This window comes from Shewanella sp. YLB-07 (genome assembly GCF_009377275.1).
The window spans coordinates 300824-321123 of the sequence record NZ_VOQB01000004.1 but is presented as its reverse complement, the minus strand read 5'-3'; the positions used below and the strand labels follow the sequence as shown (position 1 = coordinate 321123).

Here is a 20300-nt window from a genome sequence, read left to right as displayed (position 1 = left end):
AGGGTATGACAGAAGATAATAGACCAAGCAATCAACAAGGTTCTACACTCAGAACCGTATCTCGCCATATTGTGCGACAACTCGGCATGCTTAACTCAGCCTGTGGCGACCTTCCTCTATCTCCTGTTCAGGCCCATGCGCTTATCGAAGTCAGCCACGGCGCAATATCGATTAAAAAATTGGCGCAAATCCTTAATATCGATAAATCCAACGCCAGTCGTGCCGTCAGCCATCTGGTTGAGAAGCGATTTGCTTCTACCAAGAGTAATCCCAGAGACAGCCGCAGCCTACTGGCTCACCTGACTCCTCAAGGGCGTAAATTATTACAGAAGTTAGATCATCAGCAAAATATCATCTTCAATGAAATCTTATCCCAGTTATCTTCCTCCGAAACCCAGCAGATTGAGATTGCAATGACCCTATATCACAAGGCCATTGATCGTTCCCGGCTTCAGCAGGAATATACGCTTAGGGTAATGACCCCAGAAGATAATGCCTCTATGGCCGAAGTGATACGCACGGTCTCAGCAGAATATGGCCTCACCTCAGATAAAGGTTATAGCGTAGCGGATCCCACCTTAGACATTCTTAGTGAACAATACCAAGCAAGTGATGCCTGCTATTGGGTCATAGAGAAAGAAGGTGAACTCTTAGGTGGAGGAGGAATTGCACCTTTAACCATAAATACACCAACAGCAAATCAAGAGCGGGTATGTGAACTACAGAAGATGTATTTCAGCCAAACACTTAGAGGCAAAGGATTTGCTAAACGCCTGGCTTATCTGGCGCTCGACTTTGCCCGTGAACAGGGATTTAACGCCTGTTACTTGGAAACTACCGCGGATCTCAATGAAGCAGTCAAACTGTATGAGTCTATCGGATTCAAACATCTGGACTCTCCTCTGGGTGATACAGGACACGATGCCTGCGAGATGCCTATGTTGTTAAAGTTATAAAAGGTTCTAGATCTTAGGTCCTAGGAACTAATACCATTCCATATAAGTATCTGGTCAGTTCAGAGACTCTCAGTTTTTTCAATTCAAGGCATATTGGTGAGAAAATGGTTATTCCCTTTTAAGTCAATGAAACGCAGAAGTTGAAACACTGAGAGCCTCACGCAGTGCGGGTTTCAAAACCCTTTATGCTACGTTGAATGTTCTCGATATAGAGTAACTATTAGCTTCAAACATCCGCCTTGCCTACAGCGATTTGAACTCCCGCTGAATGATCCGATACTTACTCGGAATGGTATAAGATCTTTATTTCCCTAGTCTTTCCTCTGAAAGCTTGTTAGCTTCGAATGACAGTGAGCGCACTCTTGATCCAAAATATGCGCCCAAATAACAAGCTAAAGTAACCGTGGAGATTTTATGGAATATCGTCGTATCCCACATTCCAACCTTGAAGTCAGTGAACTCTGTTTAGGTACCATGACCTGGGGTGAGCAGAACACACAAGCCGAAGCCTTCTCTCAGCTAGATTACGCCATAGGCGAAGGCATTAACTTTATCGACACAGCCGAGATGTACCCGGTTCCTCCCAAGGCTGATACTCAGGGCGAGACCGAGAGAATCCTGGGTAACTATCTTAAAAAAAGTGGTCACCGAGACAACTTGATCATCGCCACTAAAGTATCCGCTCCGGGGTCTAAGAGTGACTACATACGGCCGAATATGGCTCTGGATTGGCGCAATATACACCAAGCCGTCGATGCCAGCCTGGAGCGACTCAAGATCGACACCATAGATCTGTATCAGATCCATTGGCCAGACAGAAACACCAACTTCTTCGGTGAGTTATCCTACCAACAGGTCGATGACAACGAGCAACAGACTCCTATCATAGAGACCTTAGAAGCCCTAGCCTCTTTAGTGACGGCAGGAAAAATCCGTTATATCGGTGTCTCCAATGAAACCCCTTGGGGCTTGATGAAGTATCTACAGCTCGCCGAGAAACACGAGCTCCCTAGAGTCGTCAGCGTACAAAACCCCTATAACTTGCTCAACCGCAGTTTTGAGGTCGGCATGGCAGAGGTAAGCCATCGCGAAGAAGTGCCCTTACTGGCCTATTCTCCCTTGGCATTTGGCGCACTGACGGGAAAATACCTGGACGATAAATGGCCCCAGGGCGCCAGACTCACCCTGTTTAAGCGCTTCTCTCGTTATACGGGCACACAAATAGCGCTCGAAGCCACCAAGGCCTATGTAGAACTTGCACGTGAATTCAAGCTGAGTCCGGCGCAGATGTCACTCGCCTTCGTCACCTCACGCAAATTTGTCGCCTCAAACATCATAGGTGCCACCAATCTTAAACAGCTGAAAGAGAATATCGACAGCATCAACACCTGTATATCTCCAGAGCTAATGGTAAGGCTAGATGAGCTGGCACAAATCTATCGACTGCCTTGTCCTTAACAGGATGATAAAGAGTCGTATAAAGAAACTAGGCTAACTTTCTACAGAAGCAGTAGACGAAATGCTGTTCGCTGCCATCTGGGGTTTGATGGGACTCTTTCTCATGGCCGAGCAAAGAGAAAGGTTCTCCAAATTCTTCATGGAGTTCATCGGCGCTATAACGCTTTACGGGAAGGCCACTGCACATGGTGGGGCCATTCTCGGCAAACGTGGCCACGATAACTACACCGCCGGGCTTTACAGCATACAGCACGGCTTTCACATAGGCCTGACGCTCCTCGAGAGTATTGAGAAAGTGAAACACAGCCCTATCATGCCAGACATCATAGCCGTGATGGGGGTATTCGGCCTCAATCACATTAGCCTCAAGCCAAGTCACATTCGACGCCTGCTCGCCCAGCCTGTTTTGAGCTTTAGCGAGCGCCGCCGCAGAAAGATCGAGTACCGTAATATTGCGATAGCCGTTAGCTAAAAGATCATCGACGAGTGTAGAGGCTCCCCCTCCGACATCTATGATTGAGGCGCTCTTGCTTGCATCCGAATTCTGGATCAATTTCAATGAGAGCTTTGCATGTTCTTGAAACCAACTGACCTCAGCTTCATCTTTGCTTGAGTAGACCTTTTCCCAATGTGCTTTCGATTGCATTTTCACTCCCTAGGTAACTTTCATCTCTAATACCAATCGATATAAGAAAGTGGTCAACTCAGAGTTATTTTTGGCTGCATAATTCAAGGCGAAAGAGTGAGGGAATGGTGATCCCTTTTGAACTCATTCAACACAGAAGTAGGCTGCCAGAAACACTCCTGAAAGGCGAGTTTTAGCACTTCCGATCGGCGTTAACGAGCTTAAACGTAGAATAACTATGTTCCTCACTCGTTGCCTTGCCTCTGAAGCGCTAAACTCTCGCTGAGTGACCACACCTTTATACCGATTGGTATAACCAAACTCTAGCAAAAGATGGTCTGAAAAGATTGCTAAAAAATGCAACCAAAATACGCAAGTAAGCCATGCAGATAATCCGCATCAAAAGCCACTTGCATTAGTCGCCTAAATCTCCGAAGATCTAAGAGCCTTTTTACCCGATGAACTACCGGATCCGAACAATGGACTTTCCCCAGTTGCGTGCTCAATTTCCTACACTCGAGCAGACCTTAGAGGGATACCCTCTGTGTTATCTGGACACGGCAGCGACCAGCCAAAAACCCAAGTGTGTCATAGATGCCATGACTCAGTATTATCATAAAGATAACGCCAATGTTCACCGGGCCGCTCACCAACTCTCATCCAGAGCCACATCTCAATATGAGGCGGTGCGCGAACAGCTAAAAGGCTTTATCAAGGCCAGTCGCCGCGAAGAGATAATCTTCACCCACGGCACCACTGAATCGATAAATATGGTCGCACATGGTCTGATTAATCAGACAAAATCTGGCGATATCATCTTAATAGACACAGCCGCCCATCATGCCAATATCGTCCCCTGGCAAGAACTCGCCAAGCGCAGCGGCGCCATCATCAAGCCCATCCCGCTGACAGAGGATTGCCAACTCGATGAACAAGCCTATGAAGCACTACTCGAACAAAAGCCTGCCATCGTCGCTCTGTGCCATGTTTCCAACGCACTAGGCACACTTAATCCGGTGAATCATTTAGTCGCGAAAGCTAAGGCCGCCGGTGCTATTACCTTGGTCGACGGAGCTCAGGCTATCGCCCATCTGGAAATCGATGTACAGGCGATAGATTGTGATTTCTATGTATTCTCCGGCCACAAGATGTATGGCCCGACGGGGATAGGCGTGCTCTATGGCCGTTTCGATATTCTGGATAAGCTCGAGCCTATGATGACAGGCGGCGAGATGATCAAGACCGTCAGCTTCGATGCCACCGAGTTTAATATCTTACCCAACAGACTCGAGGCAGGAACACCGCCCATAGCCGAGGTTATCGGGCTTGGTGCAGCCATCGAGTTTATACAAAATCTACCTAAAGCTGAGACGGCCCAACGTGAGCAGGAACTGCTGACTTATCTGCAAACTCAGTTAGCTAATTTGGGCGACATAAAGCTCTATGGTGCCCACGAAAACAATATCGGCGCAGTCGCCTTTAACTTGGCCGATGAACATCACCAGGATGTGGGGATCTTGCTGGATCAACAAGGCATCGCCGTCCGCTGTGGCCACCACTGCGCCATGCCTCTGATGCAGAGTTTAGCGATCAAGGGCTGCTGCCGGGCATCCATAGGCGTCTATACCAGTAAAGAAGATATCGATCGCTTCATAGAGGCGCTAACGTCGGTAAAAGAAATGTTGTTAGAATAAGGGTCTAGGCTCGAATATTAGAGATTCTAGGTTCGAGCAAGTTATTTAAACATCATTCAAGGTAACTAATTCAGGTCAATTTTATGAGCTCAGCAGTACAGCCCGCCACAGAGACATTTTTAGCCCTTAAGTTCGATAGCGGTGAAATATTGCCTAGATTCGACAATGCCAACAACTGGCAGGAGCGCTATCGTCAGATAATGCTCCTGGGCAAGACCTTACCTAAGCTAGAAGATGAGTTTCGTGTGGAGCAGGCCCAAGTCAGGGGCTGTGAGAGTAATGCCTGGCTCTATCATAGTGAAATAGACGGCAAGCATTACTATCTCGCCGACAGCGACGCCCGCATAGTCAAAGGCCTGGTCGCACTACTGCTAACTGCTTGTCACGGCAAGAGCGCAGACGAGATAGCGGCGTTCGATATAGAGGCCTACTTCGACCGACTAGGCTTAACCGGACAGCTCAGCCCCTCACGCACCAATGGTTTGTTTGCCTTGGCTAAGGCAATTAAAACATCAGTCTAATTGACTTGTTGGATAACAAGTTTCAAATATCTTTTTTGATTGGGTTCATTGGGCTTTATTGGTATTTGATTATTGCCTGGTAAGCATAGCTTCATTGGTATCTATTGCTTGCAGCAGGCTCACATGTAAATACTTCTGTGGGACGCTGGCTCTTGATCTCATAAGAAGTGTCCCTATACGCTCTGCGGTTTCAAACAACTTCCATGTTTAAAGGCCAGTTCGGCATCCTAGTCTCTCGTTCGGAGAGTATCACTTCGTCACGGAAGGTCACAGCCGCGTTCACACCTGCTATGGCTTAGAAAAAAGTGCTTCTTCGATTTTAGCTTTACTGGCTGGTAACTCGTTTCTAGCCAGAAGCGTGTTCACTTGTTGGATAACAAGTTTCAAATATCTTTTTAAGTTGGGTTCATGGTACTTGTTTGGTATTTGATTATTATCTGGCAAGCATAGCTTCATTGATATCTATTGCTTGCAGCAGAGACTGTGCATAGATGCATCACTTTCGACCCAAATAGCGACAAAAAATGGCCATGTTTGACTGGCTTATTTTACTAATATCAAATTAAGATAATTTAGAATAAGATTAGATTACAAAGAAAAAACTGACTAACCAGAGTGGTTTATAAACGGAGAGAGTCCCATTGAGTACCTTAGATCTTAGCAGTAAATTACCGAACCTTGGCACCAGCATATTTACTTATATGACAGGGCTGGCAAACCAATACAATGCCATTAACCTCTCTCAAGGCTTCCCAGAGTTTGATGCCCCTAAACTATTAAAGCAAGGCTTGGCCAAATACTGCGATCAAGGTTTTAATCAGTACGCTCCCTCCTCTGGACTGGCACCACTGCAGACTCAAATAGCCTCCCTCATCGGGCGCAAATACGGCATAGATGTAAACCCAAACGATACGGTAACAGTGACTTCGGGAGCGACCGAAGCATTGTTTGTCGCAATACAGGCCATCACCCACCCAGGAGACGAGATAATAATCTTCGATCCTGCCTATGATTCCTATAAACCCGCCATTGAGCTGGCCGGAGGCCGTGCGGTGCATATCACAATGCAGGCGCCGGATTATGCCATAAACTGGCAACAGGTAGCGGCAGCTATCACTGACAAAACCCGCGGAATTATCATCAACACGCCCCATAATCCCAGCGCAAAAACGTTAAAACAAGCTGATTTTGATAAATTAAAGGCACTCGTGCTCAAACATGATCTGCTGATAATAAGTGATGAAGTATATGAACATATCACCTTTGGTAACACGCCCCACATCAGTGTATTAGGCGATGCTGAACTTTTTTCGCGCGCTTTTGTGATCTCCAGTTTTGGCAAAACGTTCCATTGTACTGGCTGGAAGATGGGTTACTGCGTTGCCCCCGAGGTGCTGACACAAGAGTTTAGGAAGATTCACCAATATGTCACCTTCTCAAGCTTCACCCCAGCGCAACTGGCGTTAACAGATATGCTGGCCGAAGAGCCTGAACATATCACAGCACTCGCACCTTTTTATCAACACAAGAGAGACGTGCTAGTTAATGCGCTGCAAAATAGCCGCTTTACGATTTTACCCAGCGAAGGCACCTACTTTTTACTGCTAGATTACTCAGAGTTCTCAGAACTAGACGACATGTCATTTTGTGAATATCTAGTCAAAGAGATTGGTGTAGCAGCAATCCCACTGAGCGTGTTTTACCAAACTGCACCAGGTGATAAAGTCATTCGCTTATGCTTTGCCAAAGAGGATAAGACATTGCAGCAAGCAGCCAAAAAATTATCTGCTTTATAGCGATTTACGGACGCTTCAAGGAGATGAGGGAAATACAAGGCACAGCTATCAAAGAGGCTTATCAGCTAATAGCTACAAAGGAAAAAATAGAAAAAATGGCAATAATATCCGGTGTCAGAAAGATGGTGGTGACACCCAACTCATTGTTGATAAATGGTGTTTTGTGGGAAACGCCAAAGCTTAAATAAGTTATTAACGCCATAGTCGTTTGTTATGCCTTTTTCGTCTTTTTGAAACCTAAGTCGGCTTTTCTTCGCTAACAAGCATGTCTATGAATTTTGCAAATCGCCTCTGTCTGGTTTCGGGTTTCTTCGCACTTGTCAGTCCGTACGCGATGACATAATGACTCGATTTAGTGAGCGTTTCAAAAAATTGTTTCGCCTTCGGCTTGCTATCTAGTGCTGTTAAGAAATCCGCCAGCACTTTCATTTCACTTACAGCATAGGCGCTCTCCCACCGGCCGTCTGCTTTGGCGGCACGAACGTGCACGAGTCCTGACTCCGTCATCTAGCCCTCGTTTATTAAATGCTCCACATGCTCTCTGTTCCTTTTTGACCAGTTGCTTCGTGCTTTTCTTGGAGTGACCCGCTGGAGATAGGCTTGGTCATCGATTGACTTCTTGACGCCATCGATCCAGCCCCAGCACAGCGTCTCAATCACGACATCATCCCAAGTCACGCTCGGAATTCCAGTCTTTATCTTGAATATCTTCACCCACAGTTCACTTTCGATGGCGTGATTCACCTTAAGCCACCGGCCAAGATCTTTCGGCGATGTAAAGGTCATGATTCTCGCTGGATCGGGTTCAGGCATAAAACTAGATTCTCTTCGGCATAAAAAAGACAGGACAGGCACATCATTAACGATGGCAGCCTACATATCTCGGTTGTTTCCCGTAAAGGTTAGGTTACTAAGATAACAGGTCTTCTTGCTCTGAAATGCAGAATAAAAGTCTTCATGGGCCCGTCTTGAAAAAGTGTCATCTCTTAGATCGTATTGGGCTATCCATTCAATAAGCATGGATAAATTAGCATCTTGGGCCTGTTTTGAAGGGTACTTGTGTGGCTCCCAGGGACGTTGCTTAGCATTCTCGATACAGAGGTCGACAGGCAAGTTCATAAAGATCAACTCAGTGACATTGCCAACTAGCAACTGTAAGAGGTCCGTGTAACATCCCTCTATCACCCAGTTTTGATTGTCTTGGATAAAAGTCATAAGCGAGTGCTCCGACTCATTAAGCGGCATACGCTGCGGCGGTTTAGGCGGCTCATAGGGTTGCCAGGCCAGACTATCGAGATCTAAATGGGCTAGGCCATCAGAACTAGCTAAACGCTTGGCAAGCGTCGACTTTCCCGAGCCTGAATTACCAAAGATGAGCACTCTTCGATCCATATTATCTCCCACTAGCTAATCCTTTTAGATTTATACGATTGTCGGCCTAGCCTAATACTATCGAAGATAAGACGACCCAAGCCAAGGCTGTCGAAGCTAAAGCTGTAGATACTGGCTTATTTAAGTAGGCCTATCTCCACTGCATGCGATAGCTTCTTCTCCAGACTGGACCATAGCGCTTCACTACCTTAAATACCAATTCCATTAAGTAAGTGAGCATTCAGCGGGAATTAAAAATGTTGTAGGCAAGTAAGGGGATTGAAGCTAATAGTTAATCTATATCGAAAGTCACTTCCGCAGCATAAAGCATTTTTAAACCCGCACTACGTGAGCTTCTCAAGACTTCCACTTCTGCTTTGCATTGCCTTGAAAGGGAGTAACCATTACTTCAACAATGCGCCTTGAATTAAAAGCCCTGAGAAGCTCTGAATTGTTCATAAATTTAATGGAACTGGTATCACTATACGGCGATTGACCGAAAAAACCTTCTCTTTAGGCACCTCATTATCACGCCAGCTATGCCCCTCGCCATACAGATTATGTAGCAGTGGCGGCACCCTGTCGATTGCCTTCGCAAAACTGGCATCGGCGGTCTCACCCAGCTCAAATTCATACCACAGAGCCATATACGTATCGGCCTGCCCCACAGGTAAGATATCTAGGATACGCTTAAGACCAGCCGCTTCCTTCTCTTTTATTCCCTGAGTTTCAGATTGATAGATGATGGTATCCCCTGCATCTACCTCGCCTAAGTCATGTATGAGTAGCATCTTGATGACCCGGTCAATATTTATAGGCTCATTAGCAAACTCTTTGAGCATCAGAGCCGATAGACACACATGCCAGCTATGCTCGGCCGAATTCTCATAACGATCAAGACCAACAGGCCTGGTTTTTCTCTTAACATCCTTAAGCTTCTCTATCTCAACGATAAAGCTCAATACTCTTTCGATATCACCATTAACTGAATCCGCTGCGTTCACTCGTCCTCCTTAATCTGTCATATAGGGTGCTGCTGGCACAACACCTTGTACCATCCCTATAAAAGCGTTTTGTTTCGGTCCAATCTGCTTCAGCAGATATTATAAGGATCTATAGTCAGAGATAAAGACGGCAACCTTCTACACACTTTCAAAAATAAATTGTTAATAATCAATTTACTCCAGTTAAAAGAAAAGGCCTTCTGTCGATAACAGAAGGCCTTAGGTGATGTTCAAACATTTACATCACAGCAGTTCTTAATTGCGCCAGTTACGTTCCCTCAACCAGCTCCCGACTCTTCCACTGCACAATTATCAAGCCTAATATCACTAATATTCCGACAAAGCTTGCACCGAAGGGATTGAACAAGATCAAGGGAGCCATCATCAGAGCGACAATACGTTCCATATTAGACAGTGGTCGCAATAAATACCCTTCGATGGATATCGCTAAGGCCAGTATGATTGCCGCGGTCTGAGCGATAGCAAAACCAAACTCCAATGCACTCGCCTCAGGGCTTACCAGATCCGTATAGGCCATCATAATAGGAATAATAAACAGGCCGCCAGCAAGCTTAAAGGCCTCCACCGAAGATTTCATCGGGTTCGCCTTGGCCACACCGGCTGCGGCGAAGGCGGCTAATGCAATCGGCGGCGTCACATTCGAGGTCTGGGACAGCCAGAAGATAATAAGGTGGGCCGTTAATAGCGGCAGACCAAAATCCCCCAACATGGGCACGGCCATCACGGCGAGCACGATATAAGCCGCCGTCACAGGTAATCCCATGCCTAACACCAGGGCGACAATACTGATTAGCCCGAGAGCCACCAGCATGTAACCACCGGAGAACTCCATCACGAACTGAGTGAACTGTAAGCCAATGCCAGTCTGACCCACTACGCCGACTATAATCCCAGCCGCGCCGCAGGCCACCGAGATAGGCAGTGCCATCAGGGCACCGTTTTTCATTCCCTGAATAAACTTAGTCAAACCTATACGACTGTGTTTACGCAGTGCTGCTGTCACTAAGATTGCCGCACAACCAGCAACACCGACTAACAATGGCGAATAGGCCATCATCAGCAGTGCGGTGATTAAACCCAGTGGAATAAGATGATGGGCACCGTGTTTCATCACAGAAATCACCGCTTCGGTGCGGCTCACGGCCTGCAGATTTAACTTACAAGCCATCAAGTGTACATAAAGCAAGGTACAGAAAAAGTAGAGAATAGCTGGGGCGATAGACGCTAACATGATCTCGCTATAGGGAACCCCGGTGAACTGCGCCATCACAAAAGCGCCCGCACCCATGATAGGTGGCATGATCTGCCCGCCAGTCGATGCTGCCGCTTCGATACCCGCCGCCTGCTCAGGTTTATAGCCCAGCTTCTTCATCATAGGTATGGTCACCGACCCTGTGGTCACAGTGTTGGCAATCGCAGAACCCGAAATAGAGCCAAGACCAGCGGAGGCCAATACAGCGGCCTTTGCAGGACCACCGCGATACTTACCTGCGATAGAGAATGATAAATCGATGAAGAATTTACCCGCACCGGTCACTTCTAAGAAGGCGCCGAAGAGTACAAAGATAAATACCGTCGTCGCCGCAATCCCTAAGGCCGAGCCAAATACCCCATTAGCGGAGTAAATCTGAAACTGAATAAGCTCTTGCAGCGAATACGCCTTAGTTGCAATCGCGCTTGGCAACATATCACCAAAGGCACTGTAGGATAAAAACAGCGCAGCAATCAGTACCATCACCCAGCCCACAGTACGGCGACAGCCCTCCATCAAGAGAACTAACAGGGCGCAACCCGCCACTAAATCTGGCATCTTGAGGCCATAAAGCAAATGATCGATATCGTTATAATCAAAAATGCTCATTCGGTAGGCACCAAACAATGCCAAACCACAGAGCGCGAGATCAAACACCCGGCCTAGGAGGTAGAGTTTGCTGTATCGATTGTTAACTAGCGGGTAATGCAAAAAAATCAACACCAGCACCCAGCTCAGGTGGACTGGTCTGAAGTAAGTCGCCGAAATGGTGGAAGTGATCCCCTGCCAGATCTGAAATGCAGACAGAGCAACTGCAATGGCTAGAATCACATAGCCAAATACTTTTAACGTTGGCTCATAAGGCAGAGATGTATCGATGGTCACTGAGCTATGATTAGCTTTAGTATCTTCGAGTACAGGTTCATCATGACCTAATTTAGTATTATTAGTTTGGGTCATATCATGCCCTCAATAGGTCAATGCCAAAGTGACTCCTTGCTTGCGAAAAGAGAAGTTTACATCTGGCATCAACAAAAATGAAAAGGATATATCAGAAAAAACAAAGGTAACTCATTAAGCTACCTTTGCCTTTGTCTCATTGTATTTATTAAATTGGAAACTAGCCTACTTAGCCAATGAGTCCAGATACTTCTGTGCACCCGCATGCAGTGGCACACCGGCTAGGCGATGGGCATTTTCAGGCGTGGTCGCTTCGGCAACTTTCACCACCTTACGCACTTCACCCATATTCTCAAACGCTGATTTAGTCAAGTTGTAAGCCATTTCATCACTCATCTTGGCGCTAACAACAACGACGTTCCACACACTCAAGGTAGATACCGCCCCCACATTCTTGTACACATCTGCAGGTATGGTGTACTGACTATAAGCTGGGTTTGTCTCGATGAAAGCAGCGCTCTCGGCATCGGAGATAGGAATAAGATTGATCTTATGAGTCAGCGAAATTTGAGTCACTGCGCCAACACCTTGGCCGCCAACGATGAAACCAGCATCAATCTGACCATTGGCTAACGCATTGGTTGTCTCACCGTAATTTAAGTAGACCGCATCGATATCTTTCTTCACATCGATACCAACAGAGGCCAGCAAGGCCGCAGCCGTTACCGCTGTACCACTTGCCGGAGCACCTAAGGAAATACGCTTGCCCTTAAGATCGGCTAAAGATTTAATCCCGGATTTTTCCAATGCTATGGTATGTACCAGGTTTGGATAAAGCGCAAACAAGGTTTTAACCGGCATTTCGCTGCGGAACTTACCTTCGCCTTTATAGGCATCGAGTACCACATTGCCCATGGCAATACCGGCAATCATGTCACCGCGCACTACCTTGATGGTGTTCTCAACTGATGCTGCGGTCACTTCCGCTTTGACGTTCACATCTGGAACCTTGTCAGACCACACCTTGGCTAACGCACCACCGAAGGGATAATAGATACCACTTTGACCGCCGGTACCGATAGAGTAATTTTCAGCTTGTACTGCCGAAGGTAAAATGAGCAGTAAAGCGAGTGTAAGCGCGCGATGAAACATAGCCTTCCCCTTAATTAATTTGATACATTTGTTATTTTTCAGGTCATTAATCTTAGTCAAAAACCTGTTAGTTATTAGTGTATTTCCACTTCAATTTGGCATCGATATTACTTAAGGGCTAGCCAATGTCAAGGTATCGAATAGTCTAAGTGGATAGGTTAATATGAAGATTATCGGAATCATAAAATGCATATGTACTATGGGGGTTTCATCCCCATGAAATCAGGACAAATATGAAGCACGAACTGAACAGACGACAACTGATTAAAGCCATTGCAGCAGGCAGCGTGCTAAGCCAACTAGGCAGTTTCTCGGCACTAGCCACAGAGGCGAAACGCCTTTATGTGGATGGCTTATGCTTTCTTCCCGATGACCTCACCGATCTAAAAGCCTCAAGCATAGATGCTTACCTGTGTGATATCTCAGATATTGAGGCCATTAAGCAGTCCGACGGCACCACCAACTATAAACGTACCTACAAGGCGTGCATGAGGAGCATTTCGGAAGCGCTCACGCGAGTAAATGATAATCCTGACAAGCTTATCTTAGGTAACACCAGTGTCGATATCCGAGAAGCACATACCACAGGTAAGACTGCAGTATTCTTCCAAATTCAGGGCGCAGATTGTGTCGAGGACAGTATTAGCTCGAACCTAAGTCAGGTCGATGAGTTTTATGATAAAGGGCTGCGAGCACTGCAACTCACTCATCACTATGGCAATAAATTTAGCGGCGGTGCTTTAGATAATGATGGCGTTCGAGGGCTCAATAAGCCACTAACCCAAGCGGGCAAACAGCTAATCGCTAAGCTTAACGATAAACGCATCTTGGTCGATGTCAGTCATTCCAGTCCGCAATCTGCGCTGGACACGGCCAAAGTATCGAACGCCCCAATCGTTCAGAGTCACGGCGCCGTACGCGCCATCGTCAATCATGCTCGCTGCTCACCCGATGACGTCATTAAGGCTATCGCCGATACCGGCGGCTTGTTTGGGGTCTTTATGATGAGTTTCTGGCTGACTAACGACAAGATACCCACCACAGAGCACTATATCGCTCACCTGAAACATGTGGCTAATGTGGCTGGCATTGATGCTATCGCTATCGCCAATGACTATCCACTCGCTGGCCAGAAGAAGCTGCTTAAGCTCGACAACAATAACACAGAAGGTATAAAACAGTATCTTGAGTGGTGGCACAGCCTACGAGCCAAGAATGTACTGGGTTACGACATTGAACCTGTGCACGTAGTGATACCCGAACTCAATCATATTCATCGTATGGATCGCATAGATTCTGCCTTGGCCAAGTCTGGTTTTAGTGGCAGTGACAGAGATAAGATCATGGGCGGCAACTGGCAAAGAGTGCTAAAAGATGTATTAGCTTAAACTTAATTGCGCTCTCATCGATAAGAAACTTATCTCATCGATTTAGCTGATATCTGCATCAAAATACAAAATGCTTTGAAGGATAAAATGAGAATATATCAGTTGAGTGATTGTCACTTACAGGTGGACGAAGAAATGCCAAGGGCAAATCTAATTCGCGCTTTAGCCTTGATTGAAGGCAAGAGGGATGGCGATGTACTCCTGTTAACCGGTGACCTAGTCTGCGACCCTTCTATTGAGATATATTCGCAGTTTAAAGCCATCGTTCAGGCGCACACTTCGATCGACAGAGTCTTTGCCATTGCGGGGAATCATGACAACCTGACTATGATGAAGTCAGTGTTTAGCGGCAGTAGAATCCAAGTGAAAAACCATGTTCATCTTAACGATGACTTGAGTCTATGCTTTGTCGATTCCAGCCAGAAACCGCTATCTAACATGCCTCTCGGCGCAGGTAGGGTATCAAGCAAAGCCCTTAGTTCTTTAAAAAAAATCACCAGAGAACATCAGTCCATCGTGGTGATTCATCACCCTGTGGTTAATTTAGGTGCTAAGTGGTTTACCCGGATAGGTATTGAAAATAATCTTGATGTCATCAAAGCTATACATCCACAAACGTTGGCCATTTTAAGCGGACATGCCCATGGGTTTTTCAAACAGCCAATAAAAAACCGAGGAAAAATCATCCCGCTCATCGTCAGCCCAGCCACCTCCTATGGCTTCGAACACACTAATCCCGATTATGAGAAAAACACCAATATAGGCATCATGGTTTACGACCTAAATCCGGCTCCTAACGAAGAGATAGCAGTGAAAAAGACGGGAACGAACAACAGACAGATTGAATACACCTTGAGTGAAACAGTGATAACTCTCAACCACTAGTGATTTTATTATAATCAAACAAGCCTACTGCAGATTAAATCCCCCAAGCATATCTGAGCCAAGTCATGAACTTAGACATACGTCCTAGTACAAAAGGTTAAGTTTCCCTGCTTTATGTAAATATCATTGTTCAAAGATAGCAATTAGCTGTCTACTTCAACTTAACAATTTTATTACCTACGTATGTCGCCCCCCCCATCTTATTTGGCCTGAGACATTAAGCTAACACCATTGATAATATTACAGATTCATTACAATAAACTAGTAAAGATAACCTACGGGATTACTAATCTCTTTGATGTTATTTGTAATGCTAACTCTTTGATGTTGAGGAACCTGTCAATTAATAAATAAAAATTAACGAATGTAACAGTGTGACCATGATCACACATTGACGTCATCAATCGACGCATTATTCAGATCTGACCATGCGGTTCAATCTACCAATTGAACCACACATATATTAAATCATCTCGACCAATGAAGGTTTTATATGGATATTTTAGAAGAACTTTTCCAAGCAGCTCCCTTAGTCGCACTTTTTATTACGCTCACCTTTGGTTATCTCATAGGTAAAATAACCATAGGGAGGTTCGTTTTAGGCGGGGTCGCCGGTACATTACTCGTAGGTGTGGTTGTTGGCCAAGTCGGTGTAGATATTGACAGTGGTGTTAAGAGTATCTTTTTCGCATTATTTATTTATGCTGTTGGTTTTCAAGGCGGACCACAATTTTTTGGTGCGCTGAACCGGCGCACACTCAATATACTTCTCTCAGCTGTCGTCATGACAGTATCCGGCTTAGTGTGTGTTATTGCTGCAGCTTGGTTTTTCGACCTTGATAGAGGCACAGCAGCAGGATTAGCTGCCGGAGGATTAACACAGTCATCGATCATAGGGACTGCGGGAGATGCTATCGCGAACCTCATGGGAGTCAGTGGTGAGGCGAAAAAAATCATGGAGACCAATGTTGCCGTGGGTTACGCCGTAACCTACATTTTCGGCTCATTAGGACCGATAATAATGGTGACCTGGTTTTTCCCCACTATCATGGGCTGGGACATTCGAGCCGAAGCGATCAAGAAAGCCAACTCAATGGCGGGTGGCAAACCCGATCTAGAGCCAGGGCAATTCAATGCTATAAGCAGAATTGTTTCAAGAGCTTATAAAATCACTCCTGATAGTTATGCCATAGGTAAAACCGTCGCCGAAGTCAATGAAGCACTCTATGATGTGGCTATTGAACTCATTCAACGACAAGGCACCGACACCCCAGCCGATGAAGAGGCAATAATTCAAGAGGATGATGTTGTCATTGTCACAGGTGTCAGAACGTCAATTCATAAAATACCTGATTACTTAGGCGTAGAGTGCAATGTGCCAGAAGACTTTACCTTAATTGAAGAGCATCGACAGTTGCTGGTAACAGGTAAAAAACTGGTTGGTAAGCGACTAAAAGAGATAAAACAGGTCACAGGCATGTCAGTGCGCCGAGGTGTTTACTTATCTGATTACAAACGCGCAGGTAAAACCATCACCATATCGCCAGACCTTATTGTCGAAAAGAACGACCAATTGCAATTAACAGGTACGCCTGAAGATATTAACCGTGTCCAGAACACCATAGGCGACAGGTTAGTCTCCCCCTATTTCACCGATTTTGTATTTTTTGGTCTGGGCATGACAGTAGGCATGCTGATTGGCCTGATACATTTTAAAATAGCCGGTATCCCCGTCACCATAGGTTCAGGAGCAGGCTGTCTAGTTTCCGGTCTTATGTTCGGCTGGCTCAGAAATACTCACCCAAGGTTTGCATCACTGCCTATGGGGGCCTCTAATTTCTTACGTGATTTTGGTCTTGCGGTATTTGTTGGACTGGTTGGCTTATCTGCTGGTCCTCAGGCGGTAGTCACCATCAAAGAGTACGGCCTCACACTGCTTTTCTTAGGCGTTTTTGTCACCCTGGTGCCTCAAATAATCGCCTTTTTCTTCTCCTATTACATCTTGAAAATAAAGGACCCAATAGAAGCTTTGGGCGCCTTAGTCGGTGGCCGAAGTGCTAATCCCGGCTTTGCCGCCTTATTGAGTAAAGCGGGTAACCCTACGCCAGTATTCTCTTTTACCGTTACCTATGCCGTTGCGAATGTACTCCTCACATTATGGGGGCCTATCATCGTCGGCATCATCACTAAAAATGCAGCTGGTTAATTGTTTTTTCTATATAAATAAATGGATGGTTATATGAAGAATTTAGATTTCTCACAATTTACAGACCTAAGCCCGTTTGAGCTAAAAGATAAGCTAATCGAAGTCGCTCAAGCCACGCCTGACCGAATATTATTAGATGCTGGACGCGGAAATCCCAATTTTCTAGCGACATTACCGCGACGCGCTTTTTTAAGGTTAGGTGATTTTGCCTTAGAAGAGTCTGAGCGTTCATATGCTTACCTCAATGAAGGCTTCGGTGGCATTCCCGACGGCAAAGGCATAGTTGCCCGTTTTGATACGTTTGCCAAAGAGCATCAAGATACCGAAGGCGTTAAGTTTCTCCAGTCTTCAATCAGCTATGTAAAAGACCAGTTAGGCTTAAGCCGCGAGTCATTTCTACACGAAATGGTGAATGCATTTTTAGGTTGTAATTACCCCGTGCCCCCTAGAATGTTGACCAACATCGAATCTATCGTCAACGCATACATAGCGCAAGAGATGTATGGCAGCTTACCCGTCAGTAACGATTTTGACTTGTTTGCCACCGAGGGCGGTACGGCAGCAATGACCTATACCTTCCAAACCATGTTTACCAACGGCTTGTTAAAGAAAGGCGATAAAATAGCGTTAACCACACCTATCTTTACCCCTTATCTGGAGATCCCGGAACTGGCAGAATTTGGACTGGAAGTGGTTGAGATCCGCTTAGATGAAGAGACATGGCAGTTAACCGATTCGGAAATTGCCAAACTGGAAGACAAGGACATTAAATTGCTCTGCGTCGTGAATCCAAGTAATCCACCTTCGGTTAAGTTTTCCAATGACATTTTGGATAAGTTAGCCAACTTAGTGGCAACCAAGCGCAAAGACCTGTTTATCATCACTGACGATGTATATGGCACATTCGCCGATGACTTCGTGTCGCTGTTTGCTAAATGTCCATACAACACCTTATGTGTGTATTCCTTCTCTAAATACTTCGGCGCGACGGGTTGGCGTTTAGGTGTTATTGGCATTCAAGATAAAAATATCTTCGATGACACCTTAAAGTCCATGTCTGAAGAGCACAACTTAACGTTAGATAATCGCTATAAAACCTTAACGCCTAATCCCAGAGAGATAAAGTTTATCGATCGCATGGTTGCCGATAGCCGAAATGTCGCCCTTAACCACACAGCTGGCCTATCTTTGCCACAACAAGTACAGATGGCCCTGTTCTCACTCAGCTGCCTGATGGACAGAGGTAACGACTACAAGCGAGCAACCAAACGACTTATTCGAGAACGTTACCAGACACTCTACAAGAATATGGGCGTCGCATTTGAGCAAAACGAGAATAGTGTGGACTACTATACCTTGCTCGATTTAGACATTCTTGGCGCTAAGATGTATGGCGATGAATTCGTGAGCTGGTTCAAGCAGTCTGGCTTAGGTAAAGAGTTTTTATTCAGACTCGCCGATGAAACTGGCGTAGTGCTGCTACCGGGTAAAGGATTCGACGTAGTTCACGCTTCAGTCAGAGTCTCCTTAGCGAATTTAACCCATCATGAATATGCAGCCATAGGCCGCTTAACTCGAAAAGTGATGGATGAGTGCTACGCTGAGTACCTGAAAAAGTAAGCCAATCTAACCCGCTCACTCAAGGTAATAGGTGTGACCTTGAGTGAGCTTTTCCCATTAGCCTCTAGCTCAAAAACCCGCTCTACTTATGCTAATGACCAGCTTCCCTCATTCGATTTTACTCCCAGATGATCACCCTTAGTTTGAATAATCAATTTAAGCTCTGAAAACTTTCTACCACCATTGATTTAATGCCACTATTCTCATCTAATAAGCCTGACTATCACAGACAATCACAAACAAAGAAACTCTTATGCTAACCACCTTGGCCATTCAAAATTACCGTTCACTGCGTGAGATCCGTGTCCCCCTCAAGCAACTCAATCTAGTCACAGGGGCTAACGGTAGCGGCAAGTCTAATCTTTACAAGGCATTGAGGCTATTGGCACAAACTGCACAAGGGGGTGTAGTTAACGCACTGGCATTAGAGGGCGGACTCGACTCCTGCTTCTGGGCTGGACCTGAAAATATTACCAAGGGCATGCTCAGAGGCGAAACCCCTATAGAGCCAACGGTGCGTCAGCAAGTAAAGCGCTTAAAACTTGGCTTTGCCAGCGATGATTTCAGCTACCTAATCGAACTTGGGCTACCGAAACCTGATTCCACCACCTTATTTGGCTTAGATCCCCAGATAAAGCGTGAGGCCATCTGGGTCGGTAACAAGTATCGTCCCGCTTCTGTATTAGTTGAGCGTCGTGGCGCCTTGGTCAAGAGCCGCGCCGAGAAAGATAAGCAAGCTGGCTGGCAGACTCTGAACTTACATATGCAGCACGGTGACAGCATCTTCAGCGAACTTGCCGATCCCGAGCGTGCTCCCGAAGTGCTCAGATTGCGTGACAGCATTCGTGCCTGGCGTTTCTATGACCACTTCCGTAGCGACAGTGATGCCCCGGCCAGAAAACCCCAGCTAGGCACACGAACACCGGTTCTGCACCATGATGGACGAGATCTCGCCTCGGCGATTCAGACTATTTTCGAGATAGGTGATAAGGAAGGCTTCGATCATGCGGTCAGTGATGCTTTTCCCGGCGCACATGTGCACATCGAATATGAATCTAACGGCATGCTTAGCCTCAACTTCCATCAGGAAGGTTTACTCAGGCCCCTCAAGGCAGGCGAATTATCCGATGGCACCCTTAGATACCTGTTATTGGTCGCAGCTCTATTAACCCCAAGGCCACCAGAATTGATGGTACTCAACGAGCCGGAAACCAGTTTACATCCGGATCTCCTGCCCGCCCTGTCGCGCTTAATCGTTAAGGCATCGGACTTGTGTCAGCTTTGGGTCGTCTCTCACGCTAACCGACTCATCAATGCCCTCAATGAATTTGAGCACTGCAATCTCATCGAGCTAGACAAACAGCTGGGTCAGACAGAGATAATAGGCCAAGACATCTTGAGTACGCCCAGCTGGAACTGGCAACAGAAAGGCTGAGTGTGCCTCGGAAGCT

The 20300-nt window shown here is 46.1% G+C and carries 15 protein-coding genes and 1 pseudogene; 10 read left to right on the top strand and 6 right to left on the bottom strand.

Features of this window, described 5'->3' with window-relative positions:
* Positions 1–5 precede the first annotated feature (5 nt).
* Positions 6–956, top strand: coding sequence for a GNAT family N-acetyltransferase (locus FS373_RS11005; RefSeq protein WP_144045134.1), 951 nt, complete (start codon positions 6–8; stop codon positions 954–956).
* A gap of 414 nt (positions 957–1370) precedes the next feature.
* On the top strand, positions 1371–2414 hold the full coding sequence (locus FS373_RS11000; RefSeq protein ID WP_144045133.1) for an NADP(H)-dependent aldo-keto reductase: 1044 nt from the start codon (positions 1371–1373) through the stop codon (positions 2412–2414).
* A 28-nt stretch (positions 2415–2442) separates the two neighbouring features.
* On the opposite strand, the gene FS373_RS10995 is transcribed toward FS373_RS11000, so the two are convergent.
* Entirely contained in the window at positions 2443–3060 is a 618-nt protein-coding gene (locus FS373_RS10995; RefSeq protein ID WP_152829431.1) for a class I SAM-dependent methyltransferase, read from the bottom strand.
* Between the two features lie 458 nt (positions 3061–3518).
* Between FS373_RS10995 and FS373_RS10990 the strand changes: the two genes are divergently transcribed.
* The 3 genes from FS373_RS10990 (at position 3519) to FS373_RS10980 (ending at position 7050) form a co-directional block, all read left to right on the top strand.
* Entirely contained in the window at positions 3519–4733 is a 1215-nt protein-coding gene (locus FS373_RS10990) for a cysteine desulfurase (RefSeq protein ID WP_144045131.1), read from the top strand.
* Between the two features lie 83 nt (positions 4734–4816).
* The gene (locus FS373_RS10985) at positions 4817–5254 is read left to right on the top strand and encodes a SufE family protein (RefSeq protein ID WP_144045130.1); all 438 of its coding nucleotides are present in this window, start codon (positions 4817–4819) and stop codon (positions 5252–5254) included.
* 641 nt (positions 5255–5895) lie between these two features.
* Positions 5896–7050 (top strand): methionine aminotransferase, encoded by a 1155-nt coding sequence (locus FS373_RS10980; RefSeq protein ID WP_152829430.1) that lies wholly within the window; start codon positions 5896–5898, stop codon positions 7048–7050.
* A gap of 237 nt (positions 7051–7287) precedes the next feature.
* Here FS373_RS10980 and FS373_RS10975 read toward each other — a convergent pair.
* The 5 genes and pseudogenes from FS373_RS10975 to FS373_RS10955 all read right to left on the bottom strand — a co-directional run bounded on the left by FS373_RS10975 (position 7288) and on the right by FS373_RS10955 (position 12750).
* A pseudogene (locus FS373_RS10975) lies at positions 7288–7863 on the bottom strand (YdeI/OmpD-associated family protein).
* A gap of 60 nt (positions 7864–7923) precedes the next feature.
* On the bottom strand, positions 7924–8442 hold the full coding sequence (locus FS373_RS10970; protein WP_152829429.1) for an AAA family ATPase: 519 nt from the start codon (positions 8440–8442) through the stop codon (positions 7924–7926).
* A 434-nt stretch (positions 8443–8876) separates the two neighbouring features.
* A complete protein-coding gene (locus FS373_RS10965; protein ID WP_144045126.1) occupies positions 8877–9425 on the bottom strand; it encodes an HD domain-containing protein in 549 nt (182 codons plus the stop codon).
* A 268-nt stretch (positions 9426–9693) separates the two neighbouring features.
* Complete coding sequence (locus FS373_RS10960; RefSeq protein ID WP_227992684.1) at positions 9694–11658, bottom strand: TRAP transporter permease; 1965 nt, start codon at positions 11656–11658, stop codon at positions 9694–9696.
* 165 nt (positions 11659–11823) lie between these two features.
* Entirely contained in the window at positions 11824–12750 is a 927-nt protein-coding gene (locus FS373_RS10955; RefSeq protein WP_144045125.1) for a TAXI family TRAP transporter solute-binding subunit, read from the bottom strand.
* Positions 12751–12983: 233 nt separating this feature from the next.
* On the opposite strand from FS373_RS10955, the gene FS373_RS10950 reads away from it, so the two are divergent.
* The 5 genes from FS373_RS10950 (at position 12984) to FS373_RS10930 (ending at position 20284) form a co-directional block, all read left to right on the top strand.
* The gene (locus tag FS373_RS10950) at positions 12984–14138 is read left to right on the top strand and encodes a membrane dipeptidase (protein ID WP_144045124.1); all 1155 of its coding nucleotides are present in this window, start codon (positions 12984–12986) and stop codon (positions 14136–14138) included.
* Positions 14139–14225: 87 nt separating this feature from the next.
* Complete coding sequence (locus FS373_RS10945; RefSeq protein WP_144045123.1) at positions 14226–15023, top strand: metallophosphoesterase family protein; 798 nt, start codon at positions 14226–14228, stop codon at positions 15021–15023.
* A gap of 493 nt (positions 15024–15516) precedes the next feature.
* Positions 15517–17229, top strand: a complete 1713-nt coding sequence (aspT, locus tag FS373_RS10940) for an aspartate-alanine antiporter (protein ID WP_144045122.1) — start codon at positions 15517–15519, stop codon at positions 17227–17229.
* A gap of 33 nt (positions 17230–17262) precedes the next feature.
* Positions 17263–18849, top strand: a complete 1587-nt coding sequence (locus FS373_RS10935; protein WP_144045121.1) for a bifunctional aspartate transaminase/aspartate 4-decarboxylase — start codon at positions 17263–17265, stop codon at positions 18847–18849.
* 253 nt (positions 18850–19102) lie between these two features.
* Complete coding sequence (locus FS373_RS10930) at positions 19103–20284, top strand: AAA family ATPase (protein ID WP_152829428.1); 1182 nt, start codon at positions 19103–19105, stop codon at positions 20282–20284.
* Positions 20285–20300: the final 16 nt, after the last annotated feature.

Bases quoted from the DNA above. Each gene is read 5' to 3' on its own strand.
- FS373_RS11000 (WP_144045133.1), top strand. From the start codon at position 1,371: ATGGAATATCGTCGTATCCCACATTCCAACCTTGAAGTCAGTGAACTC.
- FS373_RS11005 (WP_144045134.1), top strand. From the start codon at position 6: ATGACAGAAGATAATAGACCAAGCAATCAACAAGGTTCTACACTCAGA.
- FS373_RS10945 (WP_144045123.1), top strand. From the start codon at position 14,226: ATGAGAATATATCAGTTGAGTGATTGTCACTTACAGGTGGACGAAGAA.
- aspT (WP_144045122.1), top strand. From the start codon at position 15,517: ATGGATATTTTAGAAGAACTTTTCCAAGCAGCTCCCTTAGTCGCACTT.
- FS373_RS10930 (WP_152829428.1), top strand. From the start codon at position 19,103: ATGCTAACCACCTTGGCCATTCAAAATTACCGTTCACTGCGTGAGATC.
- FS373_RS10985 (WP_144045130.1), top strand. From the start codon at position 4,817: ATGAGCTCAGCAGTACAGCCCGCCACAGAGACATTTTTAGCCCTTAAG.
- FS373_RS10990 (WP_144045131.1), top strand. From the start codon at position 3,519: ATGGACTTTCCCCAGTTGCGTGCTCAATTTCCTACACTCGAGCAGACC.
- FS373_RS10970 (WP_152829429.1), bottom strand. From the start codon at position 8,442: ATGGATCGAAGAGTGCTCATCTTTGGTAATTCAGGCTCGGGAAAGTCG.
- FS373_RS10995 (WP_152829431.1), bottom strand. From the start codon at position 3,060: ATGCAATCGAAAGCACATTGGGAAAAGGTCTACTCAAGCAAAGATGAA.
- FS373_RS10935 (WP_144045121.1), top strand. From the start codon at position 17,263: ATGAAGAATTTAGATTTCTCACAATTTACAGACCTAAGCCCGTTTGAG.
- FS373_RS10955 (WP_144045125.1), bottom strand. From the start codon at position 12,750: ATGTTTCATCGCGCGCTTACACTCGCTTTACTGCTCATTTTACCTTCG.
- FS373_RS10950 (WP_144045124.1), top strand. From the start codon at position 12,984: ATGAAGCACGAACTGAACAGACGACAACTGATTAAAGCCATTGCAGCA.
- FS373_RS10960 (WP_227992684.1), bottom strand. From the start codon at position 11,658: ATGACCCAAACTAATAATACTAAATTAGGTCATGATGAACCTGTACTC.